This is a genomic window from Colwellia sp. MB3u-4 (assembly GCF_014077065.1).
Taxonomy (GTDB): domain Bacteria; phylum Pseudomonadota; class Gammaproteobacteria; order Enterobacterales; family Alteromonadaceae; genus Cognaticolwellia.
In genome coordinates, this window is the sequence record NZ_JACGVE010000076.1 from 39187 (window position 1) to 61738 (window position 22552).

The 22552-nt window shown below is 40.3% G+C and carries 19 protein-coding genes and 1 tRNA gene; 9 read left to right on the forward strand and 11 right to left on the reverse strand.

The features are described from left to right. Positions 1 to 73: 73 nt before the first annotated feature. The 3 genes from H4J61_RS08160 to H4J61_RS08170 all read right to left on the reverse strand — a co-directional run bounded on the left by H4J61_RS08160 (position 74) and on the right by H4J61_RS08170 (position 2958). Positions 74 to 1285 carry an NADH:flavin oxidoreductase gene (locus H4J61_RS08160; protein WP_182184675.1) on the reverse strand — a complete coding sequence of 404 codons (1212 nt, stop codon included), beginning with the start codon at positions 1283 to 1285 and terminating at the stop codon, positions 74 to 76. 124 nt (positions 1286 to 1409) lie between these two features. Continuing rightward, on the reverse strand, positions 1410 to 2177 hold the full coding sequence (locus tag H4J61_RS08165) for an SDR family oxidoreductase (protein ID WP_182184676.1): 768 nt from the start codon (positions 2175 to 2177) through the stop codon (positions 1410 to 1412). Between the two features lie 58 nt (positions 2178 to 2235). Further along, positions 2236 to 2958 (reverse strand): histidine phosphatase family protein, encoded by a 723-nt coding sequence (locus tag H4J61_RS08170; protein WP_182184677.1) that lies wholly within the window; start codon positions 2956 to 2958, stop codon positions 2236 to 2238. Between the two features lie 550 nt (positions 2959 to 3508). Here H4J61_RS08170 and H4J61_RS08175 point away from each other — a divergent pair. Next, positions 3509 to 4432 (forward strand): LysR family transcriptional regulator, encoded by a 924-nt coding sequence (locus H4J61_RS08175; protein ID WP_182136762.1) that lies wholly within the window; start codon positions 3509 to 3511, stop codon positions 4430 to 4432. Positions 4433 to 4873: 441 nt separating this feature from the next. Here the strand turns inward: H4J61_RS08175 and H4J61_RS08180 are convergent, their stop codons facing one another. The 5 genes from H4J61_RS08180 to yejK all read right to left on the reverse strand — a co-directional run bounded on the left by H4J61_RS08180 (position 4874) and on the right by yejK (position 9629). Next, complete coding sequence (locus H4J61_RS08180; protein ID WP_182184678.1) at positions 4874 to 5629, reverse strand: ABC transporter substrate-binding protein; 756 nt, start codon at positions 5627 to 5629, stop codon at positions 4874 to 4876. A gap of 34 nt (positions 5630 to 5663) precedes the next feature. Beyond that, positions 5664 to 6506 carry a M23 family metallopeptidase gene (locus H4J61_RS08185; protein WP_182184679.1) on the reverse strand — a complete coding sequence of 281 codons (843 nt, stop codon included), beginning with the start codon at positions 6504 to 6506 and terminating at the stop codon, positions 5664 to 5666. Continuing rightward, entirely contained in the window at positions 6499 to 7380 is an 882-nt protein-coding gene (locus H4J61_RS08190; RefSeq protein WP_182184680.1) for a 6-carboxytetrahydropterin synthase, read from the reverse strand. The genes H4J61_RS08185 and H4J61_RS08190 overlap by 8 nt, the downstream gene beginning before the upstream one ends. Continuing rightward, positions 7381 to 8424, reverse strand: a complete 1044-nt coding sequence (gene pyrC, locus H4J61_RS08195) for a dihydroorotase (RefSeq protein WP_182184681.1) — start codon at positions 8422 to 8424, stop codon at positions 7381 to 7383. A gap of 86 nt (positions 8425 to 8510) precedes the next feature. Next, on the reverse strand, positions 8511 to 9629 hold the full coding sequence (gene yejK / locus H4J61_RS08200) for a nucleoid-associated protein YejK (RefSeq protein WP_182184682.1): 1119 nt from the start codon (positions 9627 to 9629) through the stop codon (positions 8511 to 8513). A gap of 78 nt (positions 9630 to 9707) precedes the next feature. Here yejK and H4J61_RS08205 point away from each other — a divergent pair, with 78 nt between their 5' ends. The 3 genes from H4J61_RS08205 to H4J61_RS08215 all read left to right on the forward strand — a co-directional run bounded on the left by H4J61_RS08205 (position 9708) and on the right by H4J61_RS08215 (position 11896). After that, positions 9708 to 9929, forward strand: coding sequence for a DUF1414 domain-containing protein (locus H4J61_RS08205; protein ID WP_182136768.1), 222 nt, complete (start codon positions 9708 to 9710; stop codon positions 9927 to 9929). A 56-nt stretch (positions 9930 to 9985) separates the two neighbouring features. Beyond that, on the forward strand, positions 9986 to 11719 hold the full coding sequence (locus H4J61_RS08210; RefSeq protein ID WP_182184683.1) for a DUF3413 domain-containing protein: 1734 nt from the start codon (positions 9986 to 9988) through the stop codon (positions 11717 to 11719). Between the two features lie 100 nt (positions 11720 to 11819). Next, positions 11820 to 11896: transfer RNA gene (locus tag H4J61_RS08215), tRNA-Pro, on the forward strand. Positions 11897 to 12033: 137 nt separating this feature from the next. On the opposite strand, the gene H4J61_RS08220 is transcribed toward H4J61_RS08215, so the two are convergent. Further along, positions 12034 to 13290 (reverse strand): Y-family DNA polymerase, encoded by a 1257-nt coding sequence (locus H4J61_RS08220; protein ID WP_182184684.1) that lies wholly within the window; start codon positions 13288 to 13290, stop codon positions 12034 to 12036. Next, positions 13278 to 13691 (reverse strand): LexA family transcriptional regulator, encoded by a 414-nt coding sequence (locus H4J61_RS08225; protein WP_182184685.1) that lies wholly within the window; start codon positions 13689 to 13691, stop codon positions 13278 to 13280. The genes H4J61_RS08220 and H4J61_RS08225 overlap by 13 nt, the downstream gene beginning before the upstream one ends. A gap of 390 nt (positions 13692 to 14081) precedes the next feature. Between H4J61_RS08225 and H4J61_RS08230 the strand changes: the two genes are divergently transcribed. Both H4J61_RS08230 and H4J61_RS08235 read left to right on the forward strand, forming a co-directional pair. Then, positions 14082 to 16667: a chemotaxis protein CheB gene (locus H4J61_RS08230; RefSeq protein ID WP_182184686.1), complete on the forward strand. Its 2586-nt coding sequence runs from the start codon at positions 14082 to 14084 to the stop codon at positions 16665 to 16667. Beyond that, the gene (locus H4J61_RS08235) at positions 16664 to 18922 is read left to right on the forward strand and encodes a bifunctional diguanylate cyclase/phosphodiesterase (RefSeq protein ID WP_259363203.1); all 2259 of its coding nucleotides are present in this window, start codon (positions 16664 to 16666) and stop codon (positions 18920 to 18922) included. Before H4J61_RS08230 ends, H4J61_RS08235 begins: the two co-directional genes overlap by 4 nt. Positions 18923 to 19199: 277 nt before the next feature. Here the strand turns inward: H4J61_RS08235 and H4J61_RS08240 are convergent, their stop codons facing one another. After that, positions 19200 to 19682, reverse strand: a complete 483-nt coding sequence (locus H4J61_RS08240) for an Rrf2 family transcriptional regulator (protein ID WP_182136774.1) — start codon at positions 19680 to 19682, stop codon at positions 19200 to 19202. A 166-nt stretch (positions 19683 to 19848) separates the two neighbouring features. On the opposite strand from H4J61_RS08240, the gene H4J61_RS08245 reads away from it, so the two are divergent. From H4J61_RS08245 to H4J61_RS08255, 3 genes are read left to right on the forward strand one after another with little or no spacing between them, the layout of a single operon-like run. Next, positions 19849 to 21243: a cytochrome ubiquinol oxidase subunit I gene (locus H4J61_RS08245; protein ID WP_259363204.1), complete on the forward strand. Its 1395-nt coding sequence runs from the start codon at positions 19849 to 19851 to the stop codon at positions 21241 to 21243. After that, positions 21233 to 22237, forward strand: a complete 1005-nt coding sequence (gene cydB, locus H4J61_RS08250) for a cytochrome d ubiquinol oxidase subunit II (RefSeq protein WP_182184688.1) — start codon at positions 21233 to 21235, stop codon at positions 22235 to 22237. Before H4J61_RS08245 ends, cydB begins: the two co-directional genes overlap by 11 nt. Then, positions 22237 to 22344 (forward strand): DUF2474 family protein, encoded by a 108-nt coding sequence (locus H4J61_RS08255; RefSeq protein ID WP_182184689.1) that lies wholly within the window; start codon positions 22237 to 22239, stop codon positions 22342 to 22344. The genes cydB and H4J61_RS08255 overlap by 1 nt, the downstream gene beginning before the upstream one ends. The last annotated feature ends 208 nt before the right edge of the window (positions 22345 to 22552 follow it).

The window sequence follows — 22552 nt, forward strand, 5'->3', positions numbered from 1 at the left end:
TTGTGTCGTTTTAGCGCCGTTAACCCTCTGCAGTCTTAAATTCACACTATCGCGAACATTTCTGCGATGGCGATTAACTTAATTTCATCAGCGCGGCTTTATTAAATTGTGCTATTTCATCAGCTTTATTGTCTTTAATTTTATTGACCCACTCTGGATCAACTAACAATGCTCGGCCGATAGCGACCAGATCAAATTCATCATTATTTAAACGTGCCAATAAACCATCGATACTGGTTGGGTTTGATGTACCCCCAAGGTCGACACTGCCTTCACCCGTAAAATCACTATCTAAACCCACACTACCGACAGTGATAACCGGTTTATTAGTAATTTTTTTCGTCCAACCGGCAAGATTAAGGGCTGAACCTTCAAATTCAGCTAGCCAAAATCGGCGCGTGCTGGCGTGAAAAATATCTACACCGGCATTGCTGAGTAACAATAAAAATGTTGTTAACTCTTCAGGTGTTTGACAAAGCTTAGCCTCATAATCTTGTTGTTTCCATTGAGAAAATCTAAAAATAATTGGAAAGTCTTCGCCAACCGCAAGGCGAATGGCTTGCACTATTTCAACAGCGAAACGTGCTCTATTTTCTAATGAGCCGCCATATTTATCGCTGCGTTGATTGGTGCCTTGCCAAAAAAATTGGTCAACTAAATAACCATGCGCGCCATGCACTTCAATTGCGTCAAAACCAATAGCTTTAGCATCAGCAGCCGCTTGAGCAAATGCGCTAACCACTTCATCAATATCTGCTTGGCTCATGGCAATACCGTTGGGTGTGCCCGGCTTATACAAACCTGAGGGGCTATAAGCCGGTATGGTTTTATCTGGGCCTATGCCCTCTTTACGTACTGAGCCTACATGCCATAACTGCGGGGCAATTTTCCCACCGGCGGCATGAACTTCATCAACCACATGTTTCCAACCCGCTAAGGCTTCTTCACCAAAAATAGCCGGCACACGCTCATAACCGTTGGCGGCTTTATGTGAGATAAACGTGCCTTCGGTAATAATTAAGCCAACATTACCTTCGGCTCTGCGACGATAATATTGAGCTACCTCGTCGGTTGGGATATAGTTTGGCGAAAATGTCCGAGTCATCGGTGCCATGACAGTACGATTTTTTAAGGTTAAACCACCGATGGATAAGGGTTGAAAAAGTTTAGCAGTACTATTTTCGGTGTTAGTTACGGCTTTAGTTAAGGTATTAGTTACGCCCTTATTTTCAGCTTTTGTTTCTACACTTTTTTCTACATTTTTTTCTGCGTCAATGCTAGTCATCTTATTCCCTAAACTCGTTCATTTTTATTTGCTCTGCGTAAATTAACTAAAGTGGCGACAATAAGTCTAACAGCCTGAGCCAACACTAATTGACGCTTGTGATATAAATTTAAAGGGCTATTACCTAGCCAATCAAATAGCCGCCATCAACATTAATCGCCGTACCTGTGGTGTAGCTTGAAGCGTTGGAAACCAAGTACAATACAGTACCCGCCATTTCTTCAGGCTGAGCCACTCGCTTCATCGGCACGTGATGTAACATTTGTGCTAATATTTTTGGATTATTAACTAAGGTAGAAGCAAACTTAGTGTCTGTGCCACCGGGTAATATGGCATTAACACGAATGTTAAATTGGGCACATTCTTTCGCGAAAGTTTTGGTCATCGAAATAACCGCAGCTTTAGTAATAGAATATATACCTTGATAATCGCCCGGTATAACGCCATTAATAGAGGCCACGTTAACAATCGCCCCACCGTTATTTGCTTTCATCAATTTAGCGCCAATCGTTGACATGAAAAAATAGCCACGAATATTAACGTCAACCGTTTTTTGAAACACCGCTAAATCAGTATCTAATACATGGCCAAAGTATGGATTTGTCGCGGCATTGTTCACTAATATATCTAGCTTACCGTGCTCTGCTGAAATTTGAGCAAATATGGCTTCTATCTGCTCCATTTCACCAATATGACAAGCAATGGCTTGTGCACTGCCACCCGCGGCAATAATTTGCTCAACAACGGCTTGGCAACCTGCTATTTTACGACTCGAGACAATAACATGAGCGCCGTTTTCTGCGAGCAGTTTAGCGATATGCTCACCAATGCCTCTGCTTGCACCGGTAACTAAAGCAATTTTTCCTGTTAAATCAAATAAATTGGTACTCATATCTTCATTCCTTGTTATAAATTTTGTTTTTATTTTTACTTGTCTCTTAACGCTTATCTCACCTAAACGTAACCCAGTCAGCACCCGCTTGGGTTAAATGACTATAATTATTAAAATAATCAATGCTTAAGTTTTTTTTTGAAAAGAGTAATTTAGTCACACCGGTATTACGTAACTGTTGAATGATTGCCAGTGTATTTTGATCTGATAAACCTAATATATGTTGAACAAGCACAGAGATTGTTCCGCCCGAGGTAAAAATACATATATCGTTTGACCCTTTGGCGTTATTTAAAGGTTTTTTAATCATTAATGCTTGGTTAATAACGTCTTGCAAAGCTGTGATACAACGTTTTTTAAATTGTGGCCAGCTCTCAATATAATCACTGTCGTATGCGCCACCAACCCAGCGTTTAATGGCCAATGAAAATTCTGCTTGAAAAATTTGATTGGCGTTGGCTAACTGATTTGTTTTTGCTACCTTATCAGCAAAATTTTTCCATTGGGCATCATAACGTGTCAGCACTTCTACATGGTTAAATTCATTAAAACCTGAATGTAAAATCCTCGCAGGCTTATTACCCTGATAACCTAATAAAAAGTTTTCAAGGGTTTGTTCATGGCGAAGTAAATCGCCCGAAAAAATGTGCTCAGGTGCCGGCAATGACTGCCAACACTTACCCAATAACTGAGATTGCATCGCCCCTTTTTTAGATAACTGATCATAATCAGCTTTACCAAATGAGGCTTGGCCATGACGAATCAGATAAATAGCGGCCATAAAACTAGGCTACTGCCATAACGTATTGGTTTTGCATTAGATTTAAATATTCTTTTATGATCATTTTATTGCTTACCACTTTATTGCTTACCAGTATATTACTTGCCATTGTCATGATTAAAATATCAGCTTAACGCGATTAATCTATGCTAAGTGCCCGCAAAAAATTAAGCAAATGAATAGTTCTTATAACTTACTATTCAAATTATGAATAGATAATAAGGTGGATTACTTGTAACATAACTAAAGAATAACGCATCACCGTTGACACTATTTTAATTGGCTTGTTATTAATTGCCTTGGTGCTTTTACGGATGATAATACAATTGTGGGTGATTTTTTGTAGGTCGGACTTTAGTCCGTCAACGGTTAAACCAGCTATTAACCTAGTGAGTTAACAAAGATCTACAGCGAGCTATTTTTTATCGGTCTTAATACCATAAGGAAAAAATGAATAGTTCTAGCTAACTAGTAGCCAAAAATGCACATAGATTAAAATAATAACATGACCAATAGTGGCTTAATGCTTGCTAAATTAAATGGAGAAAGTATGAAAGTAGATTTAAATCTATTTGTGGTGTTTGAAGCGATTTACTGCGAAGGAAATATTACCAAAGCGGCTTCAGCCCTTAACTTATCGCAACCTGCCGTGAGTCATTCATTAAGTAAACTTCGGCATAATTTTGATGATGCTTTATTTATTCGTCAAGGTAATCAGATGCGGCCAACACCGGTTGCCAATAATGTTATTGCCGATGTGCGTGAAGCCTTACAACAATTAAAAGTTTGCTTGGCGCAGTCTAGACAGTTCGAACCTTTAGTCTCGCGTAATAACTTCAATGTTTCGTTACATGGCGCTTTAGAAGCCTCATACTTACCCCCTTTAATGCAGCGCATCAGAAAAGAAGCGCCTTTAATTAATTTACAAAGTAGTCGCCGAGTCAATCGCCATGAATTGGAAAACAAATTGGCCAGTGGTGATATTGATTTAGCGATAGACACCTTATTGCCGGTTAGTGACAATATTTTGCATACCCAATTAGACCAAAGCAAATTGGTGGTGCTAGCACGAAAAAACCACCCTATTGTAAAATCGACACTTGATTTAGCGACCTACCTCGCACAAGAGCATGTACTGGTTTCATCTCGCACAGTAGGATTAAGTATTGAAGATTTTGAGTTAGGACGATTAGGACTACAACGAAAAATTGGCTTGAGGTGTCAGCATGCTTTTTCTGCCTGCCAAGTTATTGCCGATAACAACATGTTGCTTACACTGACCGAAACAACAGCGAAAATGTACAGCCAGCTGCTTGATTTGCAAGTATTTTCTTTACCCGTGAGTTTGCACGATATTGACGTGCATTTATATTGGCACCGCAATGTCGATTTTGACCCCGCCAATAAATGGTTAAGAAATCAAATTATTCAAACTACATCGACGAGTTCAACCCTTAACGGCCAAAATACGTAACCGAAAACACTTAACCGAAAACAATCGCGGCAATGAACTTATACCCATTTCATTAATTAGGTGGTCTACTTTATACACAGGAATAATGGCCAAATAGAAGGCATTTATTTAATAACGAGTTGTTCTAATTATTAAATAAATAACGCAGCAGTGGATTATTTTAACCCGTAAAAATGATCAGATAATTAGTGAGATTGGTATTAATAAGAAAATAATACTAACGTTGAAATTTAGTCTATGGGGCTAGCTGGCCTAAGACCGGCTAAGATTTAAAAACAGTTGTCACCAACTCGGAGGAGTCAGCTTTAAAGCTCAGATAAGATGTTTATATTATTTTTACCGGAACCGGTCTAACTTAACAGCCAACAAGTGTGGTTTTACATTTATTCATCCGTATTGAAACCCAGTATTGAAACCCAGTATTGAAACCTGATTTTACACTTAATTAAGTTGGTTCCATTTATTAATTATTTTATCTAACTCACCCGATTTTTTTAAATCACCAATGGCCTGATTAATCGCTGTAACCACGTCAGGTTTAACTGATTTTTTGCTGAAAATAATATGAATGTCTGCCTGGTAAATACTTAAAGCATGCTTTTCAAATTCTCCAGCCATTTTGTACTTGTCAGAGAAGGCTTTAATGGTGGCCGGATCAACCAAAAAACCATCAATGTGCCCGGCTAATAGTAAGGTTACATTCTCTTCAATATCAACAACTTCAAGAATATGTTCTTGAAATTCAGCCGTTTTCATTAACTTTTGATATTCATCACCGTAATAATAACCACTTTCGATACCAATCATGTAATTGCTGTTGGTTAAGTCTGATAAACCACCTAACTTAATACTATTAGCTTGGCCATTTCTAACAAATAAATTCACTGTCTCTTGTCTATAAGGTTCACTAAATATAGCGTAACGCTGTCTTTCTTCGCTTAATGACGCGCCCATAGCAACATCCATTTCACCGGTTTTTATATAGTGTAAATGTCGCTTCCAGGGTAATTCAGTATATTCTGCTGTATAACCAACTTTGGCAAATATTGTATTGAAAATTTCGAAATCTAAGCCGACAAGCTCTTGCTGGCTATTACGATATTGATAAGGAAACCAAAGTTCCCAGCCAACATAGAAATTTTTGGCATCACTAGTAAAATTTACCATTAAACAAACTAAGAGGAGAAATTTTTTCACAGCAACCTCACTTATGGCCTTAGCTAAATTATTTTTATTTCAAAGGCTTGAGCTTTAAGACTAACGCAGGATCTAAGCGCATATTAAACCAGTTTATGCGCCAATCTAAGTGTGGGCCTGTCGCTCGACCACTCGCGCCAACAGCAGCAACAAGTTGTCCTTTGCTTACTTTATCGCCAACACTGACATATGAAGCGCTTAAATGCAAAAATGTTGAACTAACACCATGGCCATGATCTATGATCATTGTGCCACCTGAGTAGAACATATCAGAGACAAACATCAGCACAGTACCATCGGCAGGCGCTTTAACAGCGTCACCTGTATCACCTGCATAATCTAAACCATAATGTGGCCATTTAGGCACACCGTTATAATAACGTTGACTACCATAAACGCCGGTAATTACCCCTTCAATAGGGGCAATAAATCCCTGAGCAAACGCGATTAAGTTACTGTCAATTTTTCGAGCGGCTTTAATTTTTTTATTATCTTCCCTAACACGAATATTGGCCTTTTTGTTAGGGTTCATAATGCTTTTAGCAATACCTTCAACCCGTTGAATATTGTATTCACGTTTTAGCGGTTTTAATATCTGCTGTTCAATTACGCCACTTGGGCTAATGATGGTGAGTTCACTATTATTTTTTTCATCTCGGCTGAAGCCTAACGCATAGTCGCCGTTTAAAGAAACCTTAATCACTTTACCATTAAGCATAACTTTATTTTCTGGCGCTGTTTTACCTACAATTAACGCCCCTTGAAAAAACTGCTCACTCAGTTGCGTTTGAGTTGACGTTTTTGCTAACACCACTTGCGTGGCCAGTAAACTAGCTATAAAGGTGAGTATTAATAATAATGAACACTGTTTAGCCATTAGCAATCGCTCCTTTAGCAACACCTTCAAAAGCAACCACTTTAAATTCATCGTTCGGGGCTTGCTTTTTAAGCTGACGCACAATAAAGTCAGCCAATAACTCAACCGTTGAGTCGCAATCAACCACATCTAAAATATTACTTGTCACGGCAATATCAAATCGACCTTGTGGTGCAAAGTAAGAAAAAAATTGGTGATCGGGCGTCAAATTAGCCATCGCCGTAGCTGACAACTCTATCTCACTTAACTCCATGCGGTCATCTTCACTGGCAAGATATATATCTTGCCAACGTGAACTCCAAGCCGCTTCAAGCGCTGCTGAGCGTTGACCATTTTTATAGATATGAATTTTTGAACGATGACCATGAGCGATACGCTGACAATTACCGTCATGTAATTTTAAACCATGGGTATAGTGATAATAAGCACCCTCAATATTTTCTGGCCGTAATTTTAGTATCAAACCTTGGACATTTTTTGGTAAATGACTCAAAATTATATCGGTTAAATAATTTGTCACCGCCGCGATGTCTATTTGCTTGGTATCTATTTTGGCAAATGCACAGCTCGGTGATTGTAAATAGTAGCTACTCTGCTTAGCACTGAAATTGACAAATTCATGACCTGCTCGATGGGAGGATACTTCCACACTAACGGTGTTACTTTGCATGGGCAATAATAACTTATGATCAACCGCATCATCTATAATGGCCTTAATTTGCTTTTTAACCACAGCAAAATCAAGCACCATACTCATTTCATTTAAACTACCCTCAAGCAAAACATCAACAATCCAACTTTCGCCCACAATGCCACGTTCAGCACAACAGTACGAGAAGTCGATAACGGTTAAATCATTTACAAATAACTGCATTTAATAACTCTCCTCCAACTTAACTTGCCAAGCAATGGTTTCATTCGCGCGAATAGGCACCACTTCGTCGTTACCAAAAGCCATGGTGGCCGGTACAGTCCATGCGGCTTTAACTAGGGTTATTTTGTCAGTGTTGACCGGTAAGTTATAAAACTTAGGACCATGTAAACTAGCAAAGCCTTCAAGCTTTTCAAGCGCACCGGCTTGTTCAAATGCTTCAGCATATAACTCGATAGCAGCATGTGCGGTGTAAGCACCGGCACAACCACAGGCATTCTCTTTTGCATGTTGTGAATGCGGCGCAGAATCTGTACCTAGGAAAAATTTATCACTGCCACTGGTCGCCGCGGCAACTAAGGCGTCTTGATGAATATTACGTTTTAATATTGGCAAGCAATAATAATGTGGACGAATACCGCCCACTAACATGTGGTTACGATTAAATAATAAATGATGAACGGTAATGGTTGCAGCTACGTTGTCACCCGCTGCTTTAACAAAATCAACCGCATTTTTGGTGGTGATATGCTCTAACACTATTTTTAATGTCGGATGCTTTGCCACTAGTGGGCGCAATATAGTATCGATAAAAATCGCTTCACGGTCAAAAATATCAATATCGTGACTGGTGACTTCGCCATGCACCAACAACGGCATGTTCTCGGCTTCCATCGCCGCAAATACGGGGGCAAGATTATCGATGTTAGTTACGCCAGATGAAGAATTTGTTGTGGCTCCTGCTGGGTAAAGCTTGGCCGCATAAACAATACCTGAGGCTTTTGCCGCTTTAATATCTTCTGCGCTGGTTTGATCGGTTAAATACAACACCATTAGCGGTTGGAACTGTGCACTCGGCTTTGCCGCCATTATACGCTGATGATATTGACGCGCTAATTCAGCATTGGTTACCGGTGGTACTAGGTTTGGCATAATAATAGCACGGCCAAAGTAGCGGCTAATATCAGCAACGGTGTTATTTAAGCTGGCGCCATCGCGCAAATGTACATGCCAGTCGTCTGGTCGAGTAATGGTTAATGTGGTCATTTTCTTTCCTAATGTCATCTATTCATCTGCTACTGCCGTGTGTAGGCAATATGTTTTATCACTTATTAGCTTAGCTTGAGCTAATACTAGTATTCGTCTTCTGAACTTTCTGAGCTTTCTGTTTCTGTGCTTAGCCCTGACGTTATGGCTTGGCCTTGGCTAGCGCTCTGGTTAGCATTACTTTCTAATAACGCTAGTAGTTGATCTTTTAAATTTGGCGGCACTTTATAAATGGTAATACTTTCATTGGCTGGATTATAAACCACATCTTGTCCAAAATGACTACGCTCGAAACTTAAACTGATACCGTTACCATAACCCGCATATTTAGTGACTTTATTTACTACGGCTTGATCATGAGGAAACGATTCCTCAATGGGGTATGATTGCTCTTGGCAAAACTTATAAAAGTCTTGGCCGCTCTCTTCGGTTTTAATCACATCACTTATTTCTTGCAATGAAACATCTTGCGCCGACTCTTTTTGCTCTTTGCAGTAACTTAAGAGTTCTTTACGACTGTGTTGTTTTTCATTGGCGTCAAATTGATTAACCGCAACATAATCTTCAACCGCTTGCACTAAGGTTTGGGTTTGTTCTTTTGAGTTTAAGCCTTCTTCACAGCTTAAAAAATCTAAGAAAAAGTCAGACACTTTTCTGCCCGCGCGACCTTTAATAAAAGAAATATAACGGTTACCTTGGGCATTATTCTGATAATCGAATAAATCGATGCGAGCCGCTAACTGAAGCTTATTGGTATCAAGGTGTTGATCAGCTGAAATATGTAAATCACCGTCAACGGAATAATGTTCAGAAATAGGAATTATCGCCGCGAGTAAGTAGCGTCCACCCATATACTCGTAATGACAAACAATTAAATAACCGGTTTCTGCCAGGTCATATTTTTCTAATTCATTTTTAAGTAAATTTCCCGCTTGGCTACTAAATTCATGAAAACTTTGTGAATCACCTAAATAGCTTTCCATAATATCAACAAATCGGGCTTTGTCGCCTTGGGCTGGCATAGCAGAAAAATGTCCGTAGGCCTTACTGCCTTTGCTGTTGTAAATTTTATGTAGTGCATCAACAAAACTTTCAATTTTGCTGCTAGCTGCAACATTCTCAGGACCTAACCTGAGTACAACTTCGCCAGTTTCTTCTTTTTTGGTTAAAAAATGCAGTGCAATATTCGAAATTATTAAGCTCATAGATAAAGGTCAGTATTATATTGTTCGGGCATTTGATAAACTTATGTCTGTTTATTAAATTACCATTAAGTGTATAAGATGCCCATTGTATCCAAGTATTCCAACGAACGTGTAGAAAAAATTATTAAAGATTTGCTTGATGTACTCGTTAACGAGTCTGCAACCCCTGATCTAGCGCTAATGTGCCTAGGAAATACCCTAACAGAAATTATTACAAATAATGTGCCGAAAAAGGAACGAGAGGCAATAGTAGACAATTTTACCAAGGCATTAAAACAATCTATACAAAATTCTAAATAAAACGTATAAATAATCAGCGACATTCATAAAAAATAATAAGAGAATTAAACGACGCAATGGTTTCATTTGAATCAAAACCCTATAGTAAGCGACTATTACAGTTAATTAGCTGGAGCCACTGGTTCACTTTTTTTAATATTATTGCGGCGATCTTATTATCGTCAATTTATGTATTTAGTGAAGCAATGCCTGACACTTTGTTAGGGCAAACCTACTTAGTCACCACTTGGTTAAGCCATATAGCTTTCTTAACTTTTATGAGTTTTGTGCTCATTTTGTTTCCAATCACCCTGTTGTTTCCTCGAACCCGATTTATTCGGGTGGTCGCTTCTATCATTTTTAGTGCCCAGTTATTGCTTTTGCTGCTCGACGCATTTATCTATACCCGCTTAGGCTATCATTTAAATATTTCATCAAGTGCGCCCATACTTGACCTTATTAATAACGAAATACAACAAAATAGCCGAGCGTTCTGGTTTGTTAGTCTAGTATTGACCATGGTGATATTATCATTTGAACTGATAGCGTCAAATTATGCTTGGAAACACCTAAAAGCATTACAAAAAACTATTTTTGCGCGCTTTATCGTTATTCCTCTGGTAAGCTTTTTCTTTTTTAGTCATATTATTCATATTTGGGCTGATGCCAACCTTGAATATGACGTATTACGCCAAGACACAGTATTGCCCTTGTCTTATCCATCAACCGCCAAAACCTTATTAACCAAATATGGTATGTTCGATCAAGTGGATTACATTGCCCGTCGCACCAGCCCGCTTGCCTTTACAGATGCCGTACCTCAGTACCCGCTTTATCAAGGCCAATGTCTCAACGACACCGAATTAAAACAATCGGTTTTCATGGTGATTACAGACCAAATATTGCAAACTCAACAACTAGATAAAATAAAACAAAGAACTAAGCAAGGTGTACTATCGCTAGACAATCATATTGATAACGCGTCACCAAAAGAAGCTTGGTTTAACTTGTTTTATAGCTTGCCAAGTATTTACCAAAAAGCCTTGCTCGAACAGCAAGCACAACCGCTATTATTTCAAATTATGGCTCAGAAAGATTTAGCCACATCACTTACTATTGTCGGTGAAGATCACAATGAAGCCTCAGTCATTAATACCGATGGTTTGTTAAGCCTGACCCATAAACTATTTCCAACAGTAACAAAACTAGCCGATATATCGAGTTTGATATTTGCGGATAAACTCAATAGTTACGCCCCAGGTTTACACGTGTTTTATTTTAAAGGTAACAATAGCTATCAGTTTGAACTGTTTTTAGACGCTTTAATGTCGGTGCAAAATAACCAACGAGGCGATAAGCAACTCAAGGATATCCTTTGGATCAGCTCTATTGGTAATAGCACCACAGAAACAAGTTTATCGATTAAACCTGCGCTATTGGTTTTACCGGCAAGTAAAAATAAATCAATTAATAAACTCACCAGTCATATGGATATGCAACCTACGCTGATTAAAAACTGGCTAAACTGCGATATTAAAGCCACAAGCTATAGCAACGGTACTGATATCAAAAAATTAAATAATGACCGTATTATTGCTAATACCATGGACAACGGCATTGTAGTGTTTAATAAAGATAAATCGATGTTTGTTGACCAAAATGGTAACTTTCAAAGTTATTCTATTCAACTGGCCGCCCCTATTACGGCAAAGCCTGATTTTCCATTAATGATTGATGGTGTTCACTTTATTAAGAAATTTAGTAAACAATTCGATGAACAAGTGGATAAACAATTGAATAACGTACAATAATTAGACGCTTAACTCAATTGATGATGTTTTTTAATTGCATTCGAGCGATAAATCATTAAGATAGCCCACATAAGCTTTTATCCCCATTAAGCTTATCAATCGGGGTATAGCGCAGCTTGGTAGCGCGCGCGTCTGGGGGACGTGAGGTCGCAAGTTCGAATCTTGCTACTCCGACCACATTTAGAGCAAAAAAGCCCTGTCTTGACAGGGCTTTTTTGTAACTGTTATATGTTAACTCGATGTAATACCCAGTTGATTAATTATCTACTCATGTTTTATCGCTTATTGACCAAGATAAATGACCAAGATAAACCTTAACAGCTAATTTTAGGTATATCTCGCCACTTACTCGTAAAGCTTGGCGAAAGAAATTCACGTCGCATATGCCACTTATCAATTTTACCTTGTGCGGCTAATTGCAAAGTATCATTACCGTAACGATTATTTATCCCGTCATAACAGCGCATTAGCTCTGGATCTTCTTCATTTAGCGAAAACAAATCACCTTGTTGAAATTGAGTATTTTCAAGCTCAATGGCTCCTACCCCACAACGATAAAAGTTAACACCGCCGGCATAAACACAATCAAAAACGGCTGATATAGCGTTCGCGATACTTAGGGTGTTATCTGTTGCCACTAAAAATTCATAAATTATCGATTTGTGGTAATAATTATCATCATGAGGCGAGCTAGCAGCGGATATCACCAGCCGTTTTACGCGCGAATGCTGTTGTCTTAGTTTACGACCTACAATGGCGCCGTGGCTCACTAAAGCCGCTTTTAATTGATGTTCTTCATTTATCCGTTGACCAAAGCTTCTAGTGGAAAATATTTCTTTTTTTGCCTGCTTAACTTCATCCCAGTTTAAACAAACTATACCGTTTAACTCGTTAACCGTTCGTTCAACCATAACGCTAAATTGGCTGCGCATAATTTTAGGTGACTGGTTGGCTAAATCCCAAGCGGAATTTATTCCCAACACGTTTAAACGCTTGCCTAATCGACTACCAATGCCCCACACGTCAGTAACCGCCATTTTTGATAATATGTCTTTACGTGACGTGACATCATCCACAACTGCCACACCGTTATAGCCCGCTAATTTTTTAGCTGCGTGGTTTGCGGCTTTCGCTAATGTCGGCGTTGAGCCAAAGCCAACACCCACAGGCAAACGCGTTTCCTGCCAAACCGCACGTCGTATTTCATGGCCATATTTATGCCAATCATTAATAATTTGGTTATAGTTTTTAAATTGTAGAAAAGACTCGTCAATCGAGTAAACATATTGGTTATCGCAGAAACGGCCAATAACATTCATCATTTTGTCACTGAGATCGGCATATAGCTCATAGTTAGACGAGCGCACAACCACATGGTGTTTGGCTAAAAAATGTTTAATTTGAAAATAAGGTTTAAATTTTGGTATACCTAAACGCCGACCAATTGGACACACAGCACATATACAGCCATCGTTGTTTGTTAGTACGACCACAGGCCGATTTCTGATTGAGGGGTCAAACACCTTCTCACAAGACGCGTAGAAAGATACGGCATCAACTAACGCATACATGCGCTTAACTCCCTTAGCTGTCGATGCAAACGAATTGAACGGGTAACGACTCCCTCTATTTGAAATTCATCCTCAGGTGTAATGCTGACCGGTTGATGCTTGAACGATGCAGATAATAGCCTAGCGTTTTTTTTATCAATAAGTTTACAAGTAAAACAGCCATTGTAATTCGCCACAATAACATCACCATCTTTTACTGGCTCGCTACGATCCACTAGCAATAAATCACCATCAAAAATGCCAACCTCTTGCATCGACTGCCCTTGCGCCAAACCGATAAAGGTGGCATCGGGGTGTGCTATCAAGAGTTGATCTAACGATAAGCCGAGTTCTTTATATTCAGCTGCAGGTGATTCAAAGCCGGATATACCCGCCTCAATAAAAATGGGAATAACTTTCATAAAATACAACCTATACTGTACATTTAACCAGTATAGGTTGAGGCGTAAAATTGAGGAAGCTTTTTGTTAACTGCTTATACCGTTTTTCTGATGGATAAAATAAAGCTGGCGCTTGTCACTTTGTCTATATTAACGTTGTCTATATTAACTTTGCTTTAAAATATTTTATAACTCAGTAGCAAACACAACTTGACTGAAACTTTACTGCGCCCTTTTAACCTGGCTATTTTAAATGTCGTTATTCTTTAGCGCATTGTGTTAACGTCGGTCTCATAGCAAAACACGGGGACAAACACGAGGTTTTTTATAAAAACTTTCCAAAATTTATTGCACACTACTTAATATATTAGTTTACTATAATGTAATGGAGCAAAAAATAAATATACCTTAATGAAAAATAAAATAAAAATCACAAAACCAAGTACTGCCAGTGACTCCCGTCGGTTGAATGCTCTAAAAAAACCATCCAATATTGTCGGCATCGGTGCTTCTGCGGGCGGTTTAGAAGCATTGGAAGACTTTTTTACTCAGGTACAAACGCCTTCCGATATGGCGTTTGTTGTTATCCAGCACTTAGATCCCTCTCGCACAGGCATCATGGCTGAGTTGTTGCAACGTACGACGCAAATGATAGTCAAAGAAGCTCGCAACCACATGAAAGTACAGGGAAATTGTGTTTATGTAATTCCTCCCAACAAAGATTTATCCATTTTGCACGGCTCATTATTTTTGTTTGAGCCCGTGCTTAGTTGCGGATTACGCTTACCGATTGATTTTTTCTTTCGATCGCTTGCCAGTGATCAGCGCGAACATGCTGTGGCCGTTATTCTTTCTGGCATGGGTTCTGATGGCACCCTAGGTTTACATGCCATCAAACAAAATGCTGGACTGTCTCTGGCCCAGTCGCCTGAATTTGCAAAATTTGCTTCTATGCCTCAAAGCGCCATTAATGCAGAATTAATCGACATCGTTGCCCCCGCTAAAGAATTACCCGAACATATACTGAGTGGGCTCAAACATGGCCCTCGTATTGCCCCAAAAGATATTGAACCAAGGTTAGAAATCAAATCAAAAAGTACATTGGAACAAATCGTTATTATCTTGCGTGAACGCACAGGAAACGACTTCTCACTGTACAAAAAAAATACCATCTATCGTCGTATTGAACGGCGTATGGACCTACATCAACTTGAAAATATAGCGCTTTATGCGCGTTATCTGCGAGAGAACCCACAAGAACAAGACCTATTATTTAAAGAACTGTTAATTGGGGTAACCCATTTTTTTCGCGATAAAGACGTTTGGGCGCAACTCAAGTCAAGCTCGCTGCCAGCACTATTAGAAAATTATCCTGAAGGTAAAGAACTTCGAGCTTGGGTTACCGCCTGCTCGACCGGTGAAGAGGCTTATTCACTCGCCATGACTATGATGGATGTCTTAGATGAGCTTAGGCCTAAAGCGCGTTTTAAACTACAAATTTTTGCGACCGATCTTGATGAAGATGCTATCAATATTGCCCGGCAAGGCTTTTATCCAGCAAGCATTGAGGCGGATATAACGCCCACACAATTGGCGCGTTATTTCATTAAAGATGATAGAGGTTATCGTATCAATAAGAAGATACGTGACATGATCATCTTTGCACCCCAGAATATCATCATGGATCCACCATTTACCAAGTTAGATATTGTTACCTGCCGTAATCTGCTAATTTACCTTGGACCAGAATTACAAAAAAAGTTAATTCCATTGTTCCACTACGCATTGAATTCTCATGGTATTTTGATGTTGGGCAATGCCGAAACCATAGGTAATTTTACCCACTTGTTCTTAGCACTTAACGATAGTGCACGGATTTTTACCCGTATCGATATTTCCAAAAAACGAATGGATGTCGACTTTCCCTCAAGGATATTTCCTGTTATATCTTTGATACACAATGAACCCAAGAGAACCCGCGACATGAGTAAAGACATCATTAACCTACAAACGCAGGCAGACCAAATCCTACTACAAAATTACTCGCCTGCAGCGGTATTGGTTAATGCTGCCGGTGATATTATGTATATCAATGGTCGCACGGGTAAATATTTAGAAGCCTCGGCGGGTAAGGCCAATTGGAATATTCACGTGATGGCGCATGAAGAACTCCTCATGCACCTTAACCTCGCGATGAAAAAAGCGCAGACACAAGAAGCGCCAGTTATTATTGAAAACCTAATGGTAGGCAAAGAAACGATTAACTTAACGGTGCAAGCCATTGCTAAGCCAAAAGCTTTGATGGGTTTGCTGATGGTGGTTTTTACCAAGGTGTTAACACCAACCGCGCAGCTGGGTAAAAAACGGGGTAAAGCAGCAGAAAATAATCAGCTAGAACTGCAACATGCGCGCGATGAGATAGAAGCAACTCGCGAACAAATGCAGGCGGCACAAGAAGAACTCAGGTCCACCAATGAAGAGTTACAATCAACCAATGAGGAATTGCAATCCACCAATGAAGAATTGACCACTTCTAAAGAAGAAATGCAGTCAATGAATGAAGAGTTGCAAACGGTTAATACCGAACTACAATCTAAAGTTGATGATTTGTCATGGGTCAACAACGACATGAAAAACCTGCTTAATAGCACAGAAATAGCGACGATATTTCTCGATAATGGGCTACGTGTAAGACGATTCACCAACTACGCCACCCACCTATTTAAGCTGATCCCGAGTGATGTCGGTCGACCACTGTCTGACATAGTTACTGAGCTCGATTATACTTCACTACAAAAAGATGCGCGGGAAGTGTTAGACACACTGGTTTTCATAGAAAAAGAAATAACCGCCAGTAATAATCGTTGGTTTAGGGTGCGCATTATGCCTTATGCCACACAAGAAAACGTGATTGACGGCGTGGTCATTACCTTCACTGACATTAGCGAAGCCAAGCTGCTTGAATCACAGTTACGTAAAATAAAGCCAACTATATGACCAAGCCTACACAGCCACCCAAACTATTAGCGAAACTCTCACCCAAAGAGTTACGCCAGCTTGCTGAAGCACAAGTGAAAAAAAATAAGGACAACAAAAAAGCTGTTCTTATCGAAAATGATACCCTAAAGCTGTTACACGAACTGCAAGTTCATCAAATTGAATTGGAGATGCAAAATGATGAGTTGCAGCAAGCGCGGATAACTGAAAAATTACATTATCGCTACACTGAGTTATTTGAGTTTGCACCCATTGCTTATTTTTCTTTTGATCTGCAAGGTAAAATTACTCAGGTCAATTTACGAGGTGCGAACTTATTGGCTATTGATCGCGTTCACTTAGTCGGAAAAAGCTTTGTCAACTACGTCACAATACCTCATCGCCATACTTTTAATGATTGTTTGGCAAAAGTATTTCAGCATAAGGGCATACAATCTTTTGAGATATTAGTTCGCGTTAACAAGACAACACGTTGGCTAAATATCGAAGCTAATCTGGGTATTACAGGCACTGATTGTCTTGCCGCACTGATTGACGTTACCGAAAGAAAACAAGCTGAAAATGAGCAAAAACTGTCCGCCAGTGTCTTTACTTATGCTAGAGAAGGCATCACGATTACCGATAGTAATGCTATTATTATCGATGTTAACGACAGTTTCACCCGTATAACAGGTTATAGTCGTGAAGAGGCGATTGGTCAAAACCTGCGTTTTCTCCAATCAAGTCAAGAGACCCCTGAATTTTTTTCCAACATTGATCAAGCACTGCAAAAAGATGGCAATTGGTCTGGTGAAATTTGGAACAAGCGTAAAAATGGTGAAGTGTATGCTGAAATGACGACCATTAGTGCGGTGTGCAATGAGCATGGCATCGCGACCCATTATATCACCTTAGCTAACGATATTACCCCGATGAAAGAGCATCAAACTCAACTAGAGAGAATAGCTCATTACGATGTACTGACTAATTTACCCAATCGAGTATTGCTGGCTGACCGATTATCTCAAGCCATGTTACAGTGCCGTCGTCACAAGCATTTACTTGCCGTGGCTTTTCTAGATTTAGACGGTTTTAAAGCGGTTAATGATATGCATGATCATGACGTGGGGGATAAACTACTCATTGCCCTCTCAGTTCGTATGAAAGAGGCGTTACGCGAGGGTGATACCTTAGCCCGCATTGGCGGTGATGAGTTTGTCGCCGTATTAACTGATTTAGACAAAGTGGAAGATTGTGAGCCGGTATTAGAACGCTTGTTATTATCCGCGTCTGAGCCGATTACTGTCAATAATGTTATCTTCCATTTATCAGCCAGTATTGGCATAACGATTTACCCACAAGATAATGCCAATGCTGACCAGCTAGTACGCCATGCCGATCAAGCTATGTATGTAGCTAAAGGGTCAGGTAAAAATTGTTATCATTTGTTTGATACCGCTCAAGATGACGCGGTTAAAATGCATCAAGAAAACCTAGAAGCTATTCGTAATGCCTTAGACCATCATCAATTTGTACTTCATTATCAGCCTAAGGTTAATATGAAGACTGGAATAGTGATAGGCGTTGAAGCGCTTATTCGCTGGCAACATCCTCAACGAGGGTTATTAAACCCTATCGATTTTTTACCCGTTATTGAAAATAACCCGATGAATATTGAGGTGGGTGAATGGGTTATTGATAGCGCACTGACACAAATCAGCGAATGGAAAAAAATGGGGCTTAGCCTCCTAAACATAAGCGTAAACATTGCTGCGGTTCAATTACAACAGTCTAGCTTTACACAGACCTTAACCTCATTACTAGCAGCCCACCCCGATGTTGAACCTCGCTATTTAGAACTAGAAGTGCTGGAAACCAGTGCGTTAGATGATATTAACCATATCTCAAACATCATGCATGACTGTATCGCGCTGGGTGTAAACTTTGCCTTGGATGATTTTGGCACCGGTTATTCATCACTCACTTATCTTAGGCGTTTACCCGCCAGCATGATTAAGATAGACCAGAGTTTTGTCCAAGACATGCTAATTGACGTTGAAGATTTGGCCATTGTTGAAAGCGTAATAGCTTTAGCTAAGTCATTCAAACGTGGCGTAATTGCTGAAGGCGTTGAATCAATTGAACATTGTAAGGCTATACTAGAACTGGGCTGTGACTTAGCTCAAGGTAATGGTATTGCCAAACCTATGCCAGCAAGCGATATTCCTGCTTGGGTTAATCAGTGGAATCCTGATGTGAGTTGGCAAACGCAATAAGCTTAAAAACCTCACAGTAACAGGTCTTTTTTTCTATAAAAGTTCAGGTAACCTTAGGCCCACTTTATGGCTGCAGCACTATATTCAAAAACCAAAGAAACAGCTTATCGCCAACAAATTTATTAATTTTTCACCTGTAAATACCCTACAGTCATCTCCTTCATAGTCGCCAATATCATAAACTAGCGATTGTTTGACAACATGCGATTGTATTCTCTCCTGCCTTGCCGCCATTTAATAGCCATCACATTAAGTTATTGCTCACTTGTGAAGGGTATCAATTAGCATGGTCTGACTTGGCAAAAATTGCTGGTTTTCCAGTAATTTCTAACAAATCGATACGCTTTAGTAGCGGAATACGATTCGCAGAAATGTCAGCAATAGTGACACCATCTAGCACATCCATAAAGGCATGAGTTGCTTCCTGAATTTTTTTAGATAGCTTGCAAATACCAATCAACGGGCAGGTGTTTTTCTCAGGGTTAAAACACTCAACTACATCTAATGGCCCTTCGGTAAGACGCACAACATCACCGACAATGATCTCTTCTGCCGGGCGGCTTAACCGAAAGCCACCATTACGTCCTCGCACTGTTTCTAAATAACCGGCTTTGCCTAGTTCGTGCACCACTTTGACAATGTGCGGGCGTGACACGCCATGAATGAAAACCACGTCATCTACCCGCACTAGTTCAGGGGCTTTAAGTGCGGCCAACTGTAAACAACGCATCGCATAGTTGGTATAACTGGTTAATTTCATCAGGTGCTCTCTATTTTTATGTTGGGCTTTTATTGATTGTCACATTTAAAAGTTATATTTTCAATATTGCTTTTATTGCCACATCAGTTTAACATACATTTAAAATACAACTTATATGAGCACTATAGTTATGTTGGAAAGCTTCACTGCGGAGACCCTTGCCAGAATGCAGTTTGCATTCACTGTCTCCTTCCATATTATATTCCCAGCCTTTTCGATCGGAGTGGCCAGTTATCTAGCAGTATTGAATGGCTTGTGGCTAAAAACACATGATCAAACTTACCTTTTTTTGTTTAACTATTGGAAGAAAATTTTCGCGGTTGCCTTTGGCATGGGTGTAGTGTCCGGTATTGTGATGTCGTATCAATTTGGCACTAACTGGTCGGTGTTTGCAGATAAAACTGGGCCAATACTTGGGCCACTTATGGCCTATGAAGTACTCTCTGCCTTCTTCTTAGAGGCGGGTTTTTTAGGCATCGCTTTGTTTGGACGTGAGCGCGTGGGTAATGGACTACACATGTTCGCAGTGTGTATGGTCGCCTTTGGCACTTTGATGTCAGCTACTTGGATTTTATCAGTCAACTCGTGGATGCAAACGCCTGTTGGCTATAGTATTAATGACGTAGGGCAATTTATTCCAGAAGACTGGTGGCAGATTGTTTTCAACCCTTCGTTTCCGTACCGTTTAGTACACATGGTCATGGCTGCCTTTCTGACAACCGCGCTAGTGGTTGGTGCTGTTGGTGCATTACACCTGCTAAGAAACAAGGCTGATGCTGCTGCACGTCGCATGTTTTCAATGGCGATGTGGATGTTAATTATTGTCGCCCCCTTACAAATTGTTGTGGGAGACTTTCACGGTTTAAACACTTTAGAGTATCAACCAGTCAAAGTTATGGCGATGGAAGGACACTATGACAGCCACCCAGAGGGTGGACCGCTCATCTTATTTGGCATTCCTAACTCAGAAGAAAAAAGGATTGATTACGCTATTCAGATACCCAAACTCTCTAGCTTGATCTTAAAGCATGACTTAAACGCCCCGCTCGCAGGTTTAGATACTATTCCTGATGAAGACGAACCACCTGTTGCAGTGATATTCTGGAGCTTCCGTATTATGATTTTGCTAGGCTTTGCCATGTTAGGTCTCGGCGTATGGAGTTTATGGCGACGCGTTCGCGGCAAGCTTTATGATGACGATTTATTAAAGCGGGCGGCAATTGTTATGGGCCCCATGGGATTTATTGCCGTACTGGCAGGTTGGGTTACTACTGAAGTCGGCCGTCAACCTTTCACCGTTTACGGACTATTGCGCACAACCGACAGTCTTGCACCGATTGATGCGCCTGCGGTTGCGGTATCGCTAATCGCATTTATCATCGTTTATTTCTTTGTCTTTGGTGCAGGTACTTTTTATATATTAAGACTGATGAATAAACCGACAGCTACGTCAGACCTTGAGATAAATGACGGCCCTACCCGGACCGCACAAAACCAATTTATTGCAACAACTGCCGCAGGCCTTAAGTCGGGTGCGCAAGGAGACAATCGTGGAATTTGAATTATCGTTTATCTGGGCGATGATTATCGCCTTCGCTGTACTCACTTATGTCATTTTAGATGGCTTTGATCTGGGCATAGGTATTTTGTTTCCGTCGGCTAAATCAGAGCAAGATAAGTCCGTTATGATGAATACCATTGCCCCCGTTTGGGACGGTAATGAAACTTGGCTAGTCATGGGAGGCGGTGGTTTATTTGCCGTTTTCCCTCTAGCCTATGCCGTTATTATGCCAGCCTTGTACATGCCTATTATACTGATGCTGTTAGCACTGATTTTCAGAGGCGTTGCCTTTGAATATCGCTGGCGAACTGTTCGTTGGAAACCTGTTTGGGACTTTGCCTTCTTCGCAGGCTCGGTTATAGCAGCCTTTACTCAAGGTATTTCGCTCGGGGCCTTGGTGCAAGGTATTGAAGTGGCAAACCGCGCCTACGCTGGAGGCTGGTGGGATTGGCTAACCCCGTTTTCACTATTAACCGGCTGTGCCGTTGTCATTGGCTACGGCTTGCTGGGCTCCACTTGGTTAATTATGAAAACAGAAGGTGAACTACAAGCTAGAATGCGCGGTTATGCAAAATGGTTAGGCATTGCTACCCTAGCTTTTATTGGTGTTGTCAGTATCCTCACCCCGTTCAAAGACCCCGCTTATTTTCAACGTTGGTTTACACTGCCAGGTAGCATTTTTAGTGTGTTGGTTCCCGCTTTAGTCGGGCTGTGTACTTGGTTGCTATTTATGGGTTTGAAACAAGACAAAGAAGCGCAACCATTTCTCGCCTCACTGGGCTTATTTGTCCTCAGTTTCATCGGTATTCTTGTTAGTTTTTACCCTAATATTGTACCGCCAAATCTCACAATTGCTGAAGCAGCAGCGCCTGATTCAAGTTTAAAGTTCACGCTGGTGGGGACTATGGTTTTAGTGCCACTTATTTTAATCTATACCGCTTATGCATATTGGGTTTTCAGGGGCAAAGTAAAACCTGAAGATGGCTATCACTAATGGCTTGGCAAAAATGGAAAAAACTAGCTTGGTTTGTTGGCATTTGGCTTGCTGGGGTTTTAGCACTGGGCATTGTGGCTATGCTGATCAAGTCAGCAATTCTTTAACAGTTTGGTGTATCGGGTCTGACTAAAACTTGCTTGGTTTGTTGAATTAAACCGAGCAGATTTTGGTTGCTGAGACGTCCAACCTATCACTACATTTTAACCATTAAGAATAAAAAAGTAATTAATCAATTTGGTATGAGTGTTCATAGCGGCCTTGGAGTGAAAGTGCGCTAGTAAGGCACAAAATAAAAGGCGGCTGAATAAATTC

What these genes read in the sequence shown, in the direction of transcription:
- H4J61_RS08160 (WP_182184675.1), bottom strand. Translation starts at nt 1,285, where the DNA reads ATGACTAGCATTGACGCAGAAAAAAATGTAGAAAAAAGTGTAGAAACA.
- H4J61_RS08165 (WP_182184676.1), bottom strand. Translation starts at nt 2,177, where the DNA reads ATGAGTACCAATTTATTTGATTTAACAGGAAAAATTGCTTTAGTTACC.
- H4J61_RS08170 (WP_182184677.1), bottom strand. Translation starts at nt 2,958, where the DNA reads ATGGCCGCTATTTATCTGATTCGTCATGGCCAAGCCTCATTTGGTAAA.
- H4J61_RS08175 (WP_182136762.1), top strand. Translation starts at nt 3,509, where the DNA reads ATGAAAGTAGATTTAAATCTATTTGTGGTGTTTGAAGCGATTTACTGC.
- H4J61_RS08185 (WP_182184679.1), bottom strand. Translation starts at nt 6,506, where the DNA reads ATGGCTAAACAGTGTTCATTATTATTAATACTCACCTTTATAGCTAGT.
- H4J61_RS08190 (WP_182184680.1), bottom strand. Translation starts at nt 7,380, where the DNA reads ATGCAGTTATTTGTAAATGATTTAACCGTTATCGACTTCTCGTACTGT.
- pyrC (WP_182184681.1), bottom strand. Translation starts at nt 8,424, where the DNA reads ATGACCACATTAACCATTACTCGACCAGACGACTGGCATGTACATTTG.
- yejK (WP_182184682.1), bottom strand. Translation starts at nt 9,629, where the DNA reads ATGAGCTTAATAATTTCGAATATTGCACTGCATTTTTTAACCAAAAAA.
- H4J61_RS08205 (WP_182136768.1), top strand. Translation starts at nt 9,708, where the DNA reads ATGCCCATTGTATCCAAGTATTCCAACGAACGTGTAGAAAAAATTATT.
- H4J61_RS08210 (WP_182184683.1), top strand. Translation starts at nt 9,986, where the DNA reads ATGGTTTCATTTGAATCAAAACCCTATAGTAAGCGACTATTACAGTTA.
- H4J61_RS08220 (WP_182184684.1), bottom strand. Translation starts at nt 13,290, where the DNA reads ATGTATGCGTTAGTTGATGCCGTATCTTTCTACGCGTCTTGTGAGAAG.
- H4J61_RS08225 (WP_182184685.1), bottom strand. Translation starts at nt 13,691, where the DNA reads ATGAAAGTTATTCCCATTTTTATTGAGGCGGGTATATCCGGCTTTGAA.
- H4J61_RS08230 (WP_182184686.1), top strand. Translation starts at nt 14,082, where the DNA reads ATGAAAAATAAAATAAAAATCACAAAACCAAGTACTGCCAGTGACTCC.
- H4J61_RS08235 (WP_259363203.1), top strand. Translation starts at nt 16,664, where the DNA reads ATGACCAAGCCTACACAGCCACCCAAACTATTAGCGAAACTCTCACCC.
- H4J61_RS08240 (WP_182136774.1), bottom strand. Translation starts at nt 19,682, where the DNA reads ATGAAATTAACCAGTTATACCAACTATGCGATGCGTTGTTTACAGTTG.
- H4J61_RS08245 (WP_259363204.1), top strand. Translation starts at nt 19,849, where the DNA reads ATGCAGTTTGCATTCACTGTCTCCTTCCATATTATATTCCCAGCCTTT.
- H4J61_RS08255 (WP_182184689.1), top strand. Translation starts at nt 22,237, where the DNA reads ATGGCTTGGCAAAAATGGAAAAAACTAGCTTGGTTTGTTGGCATTTGG.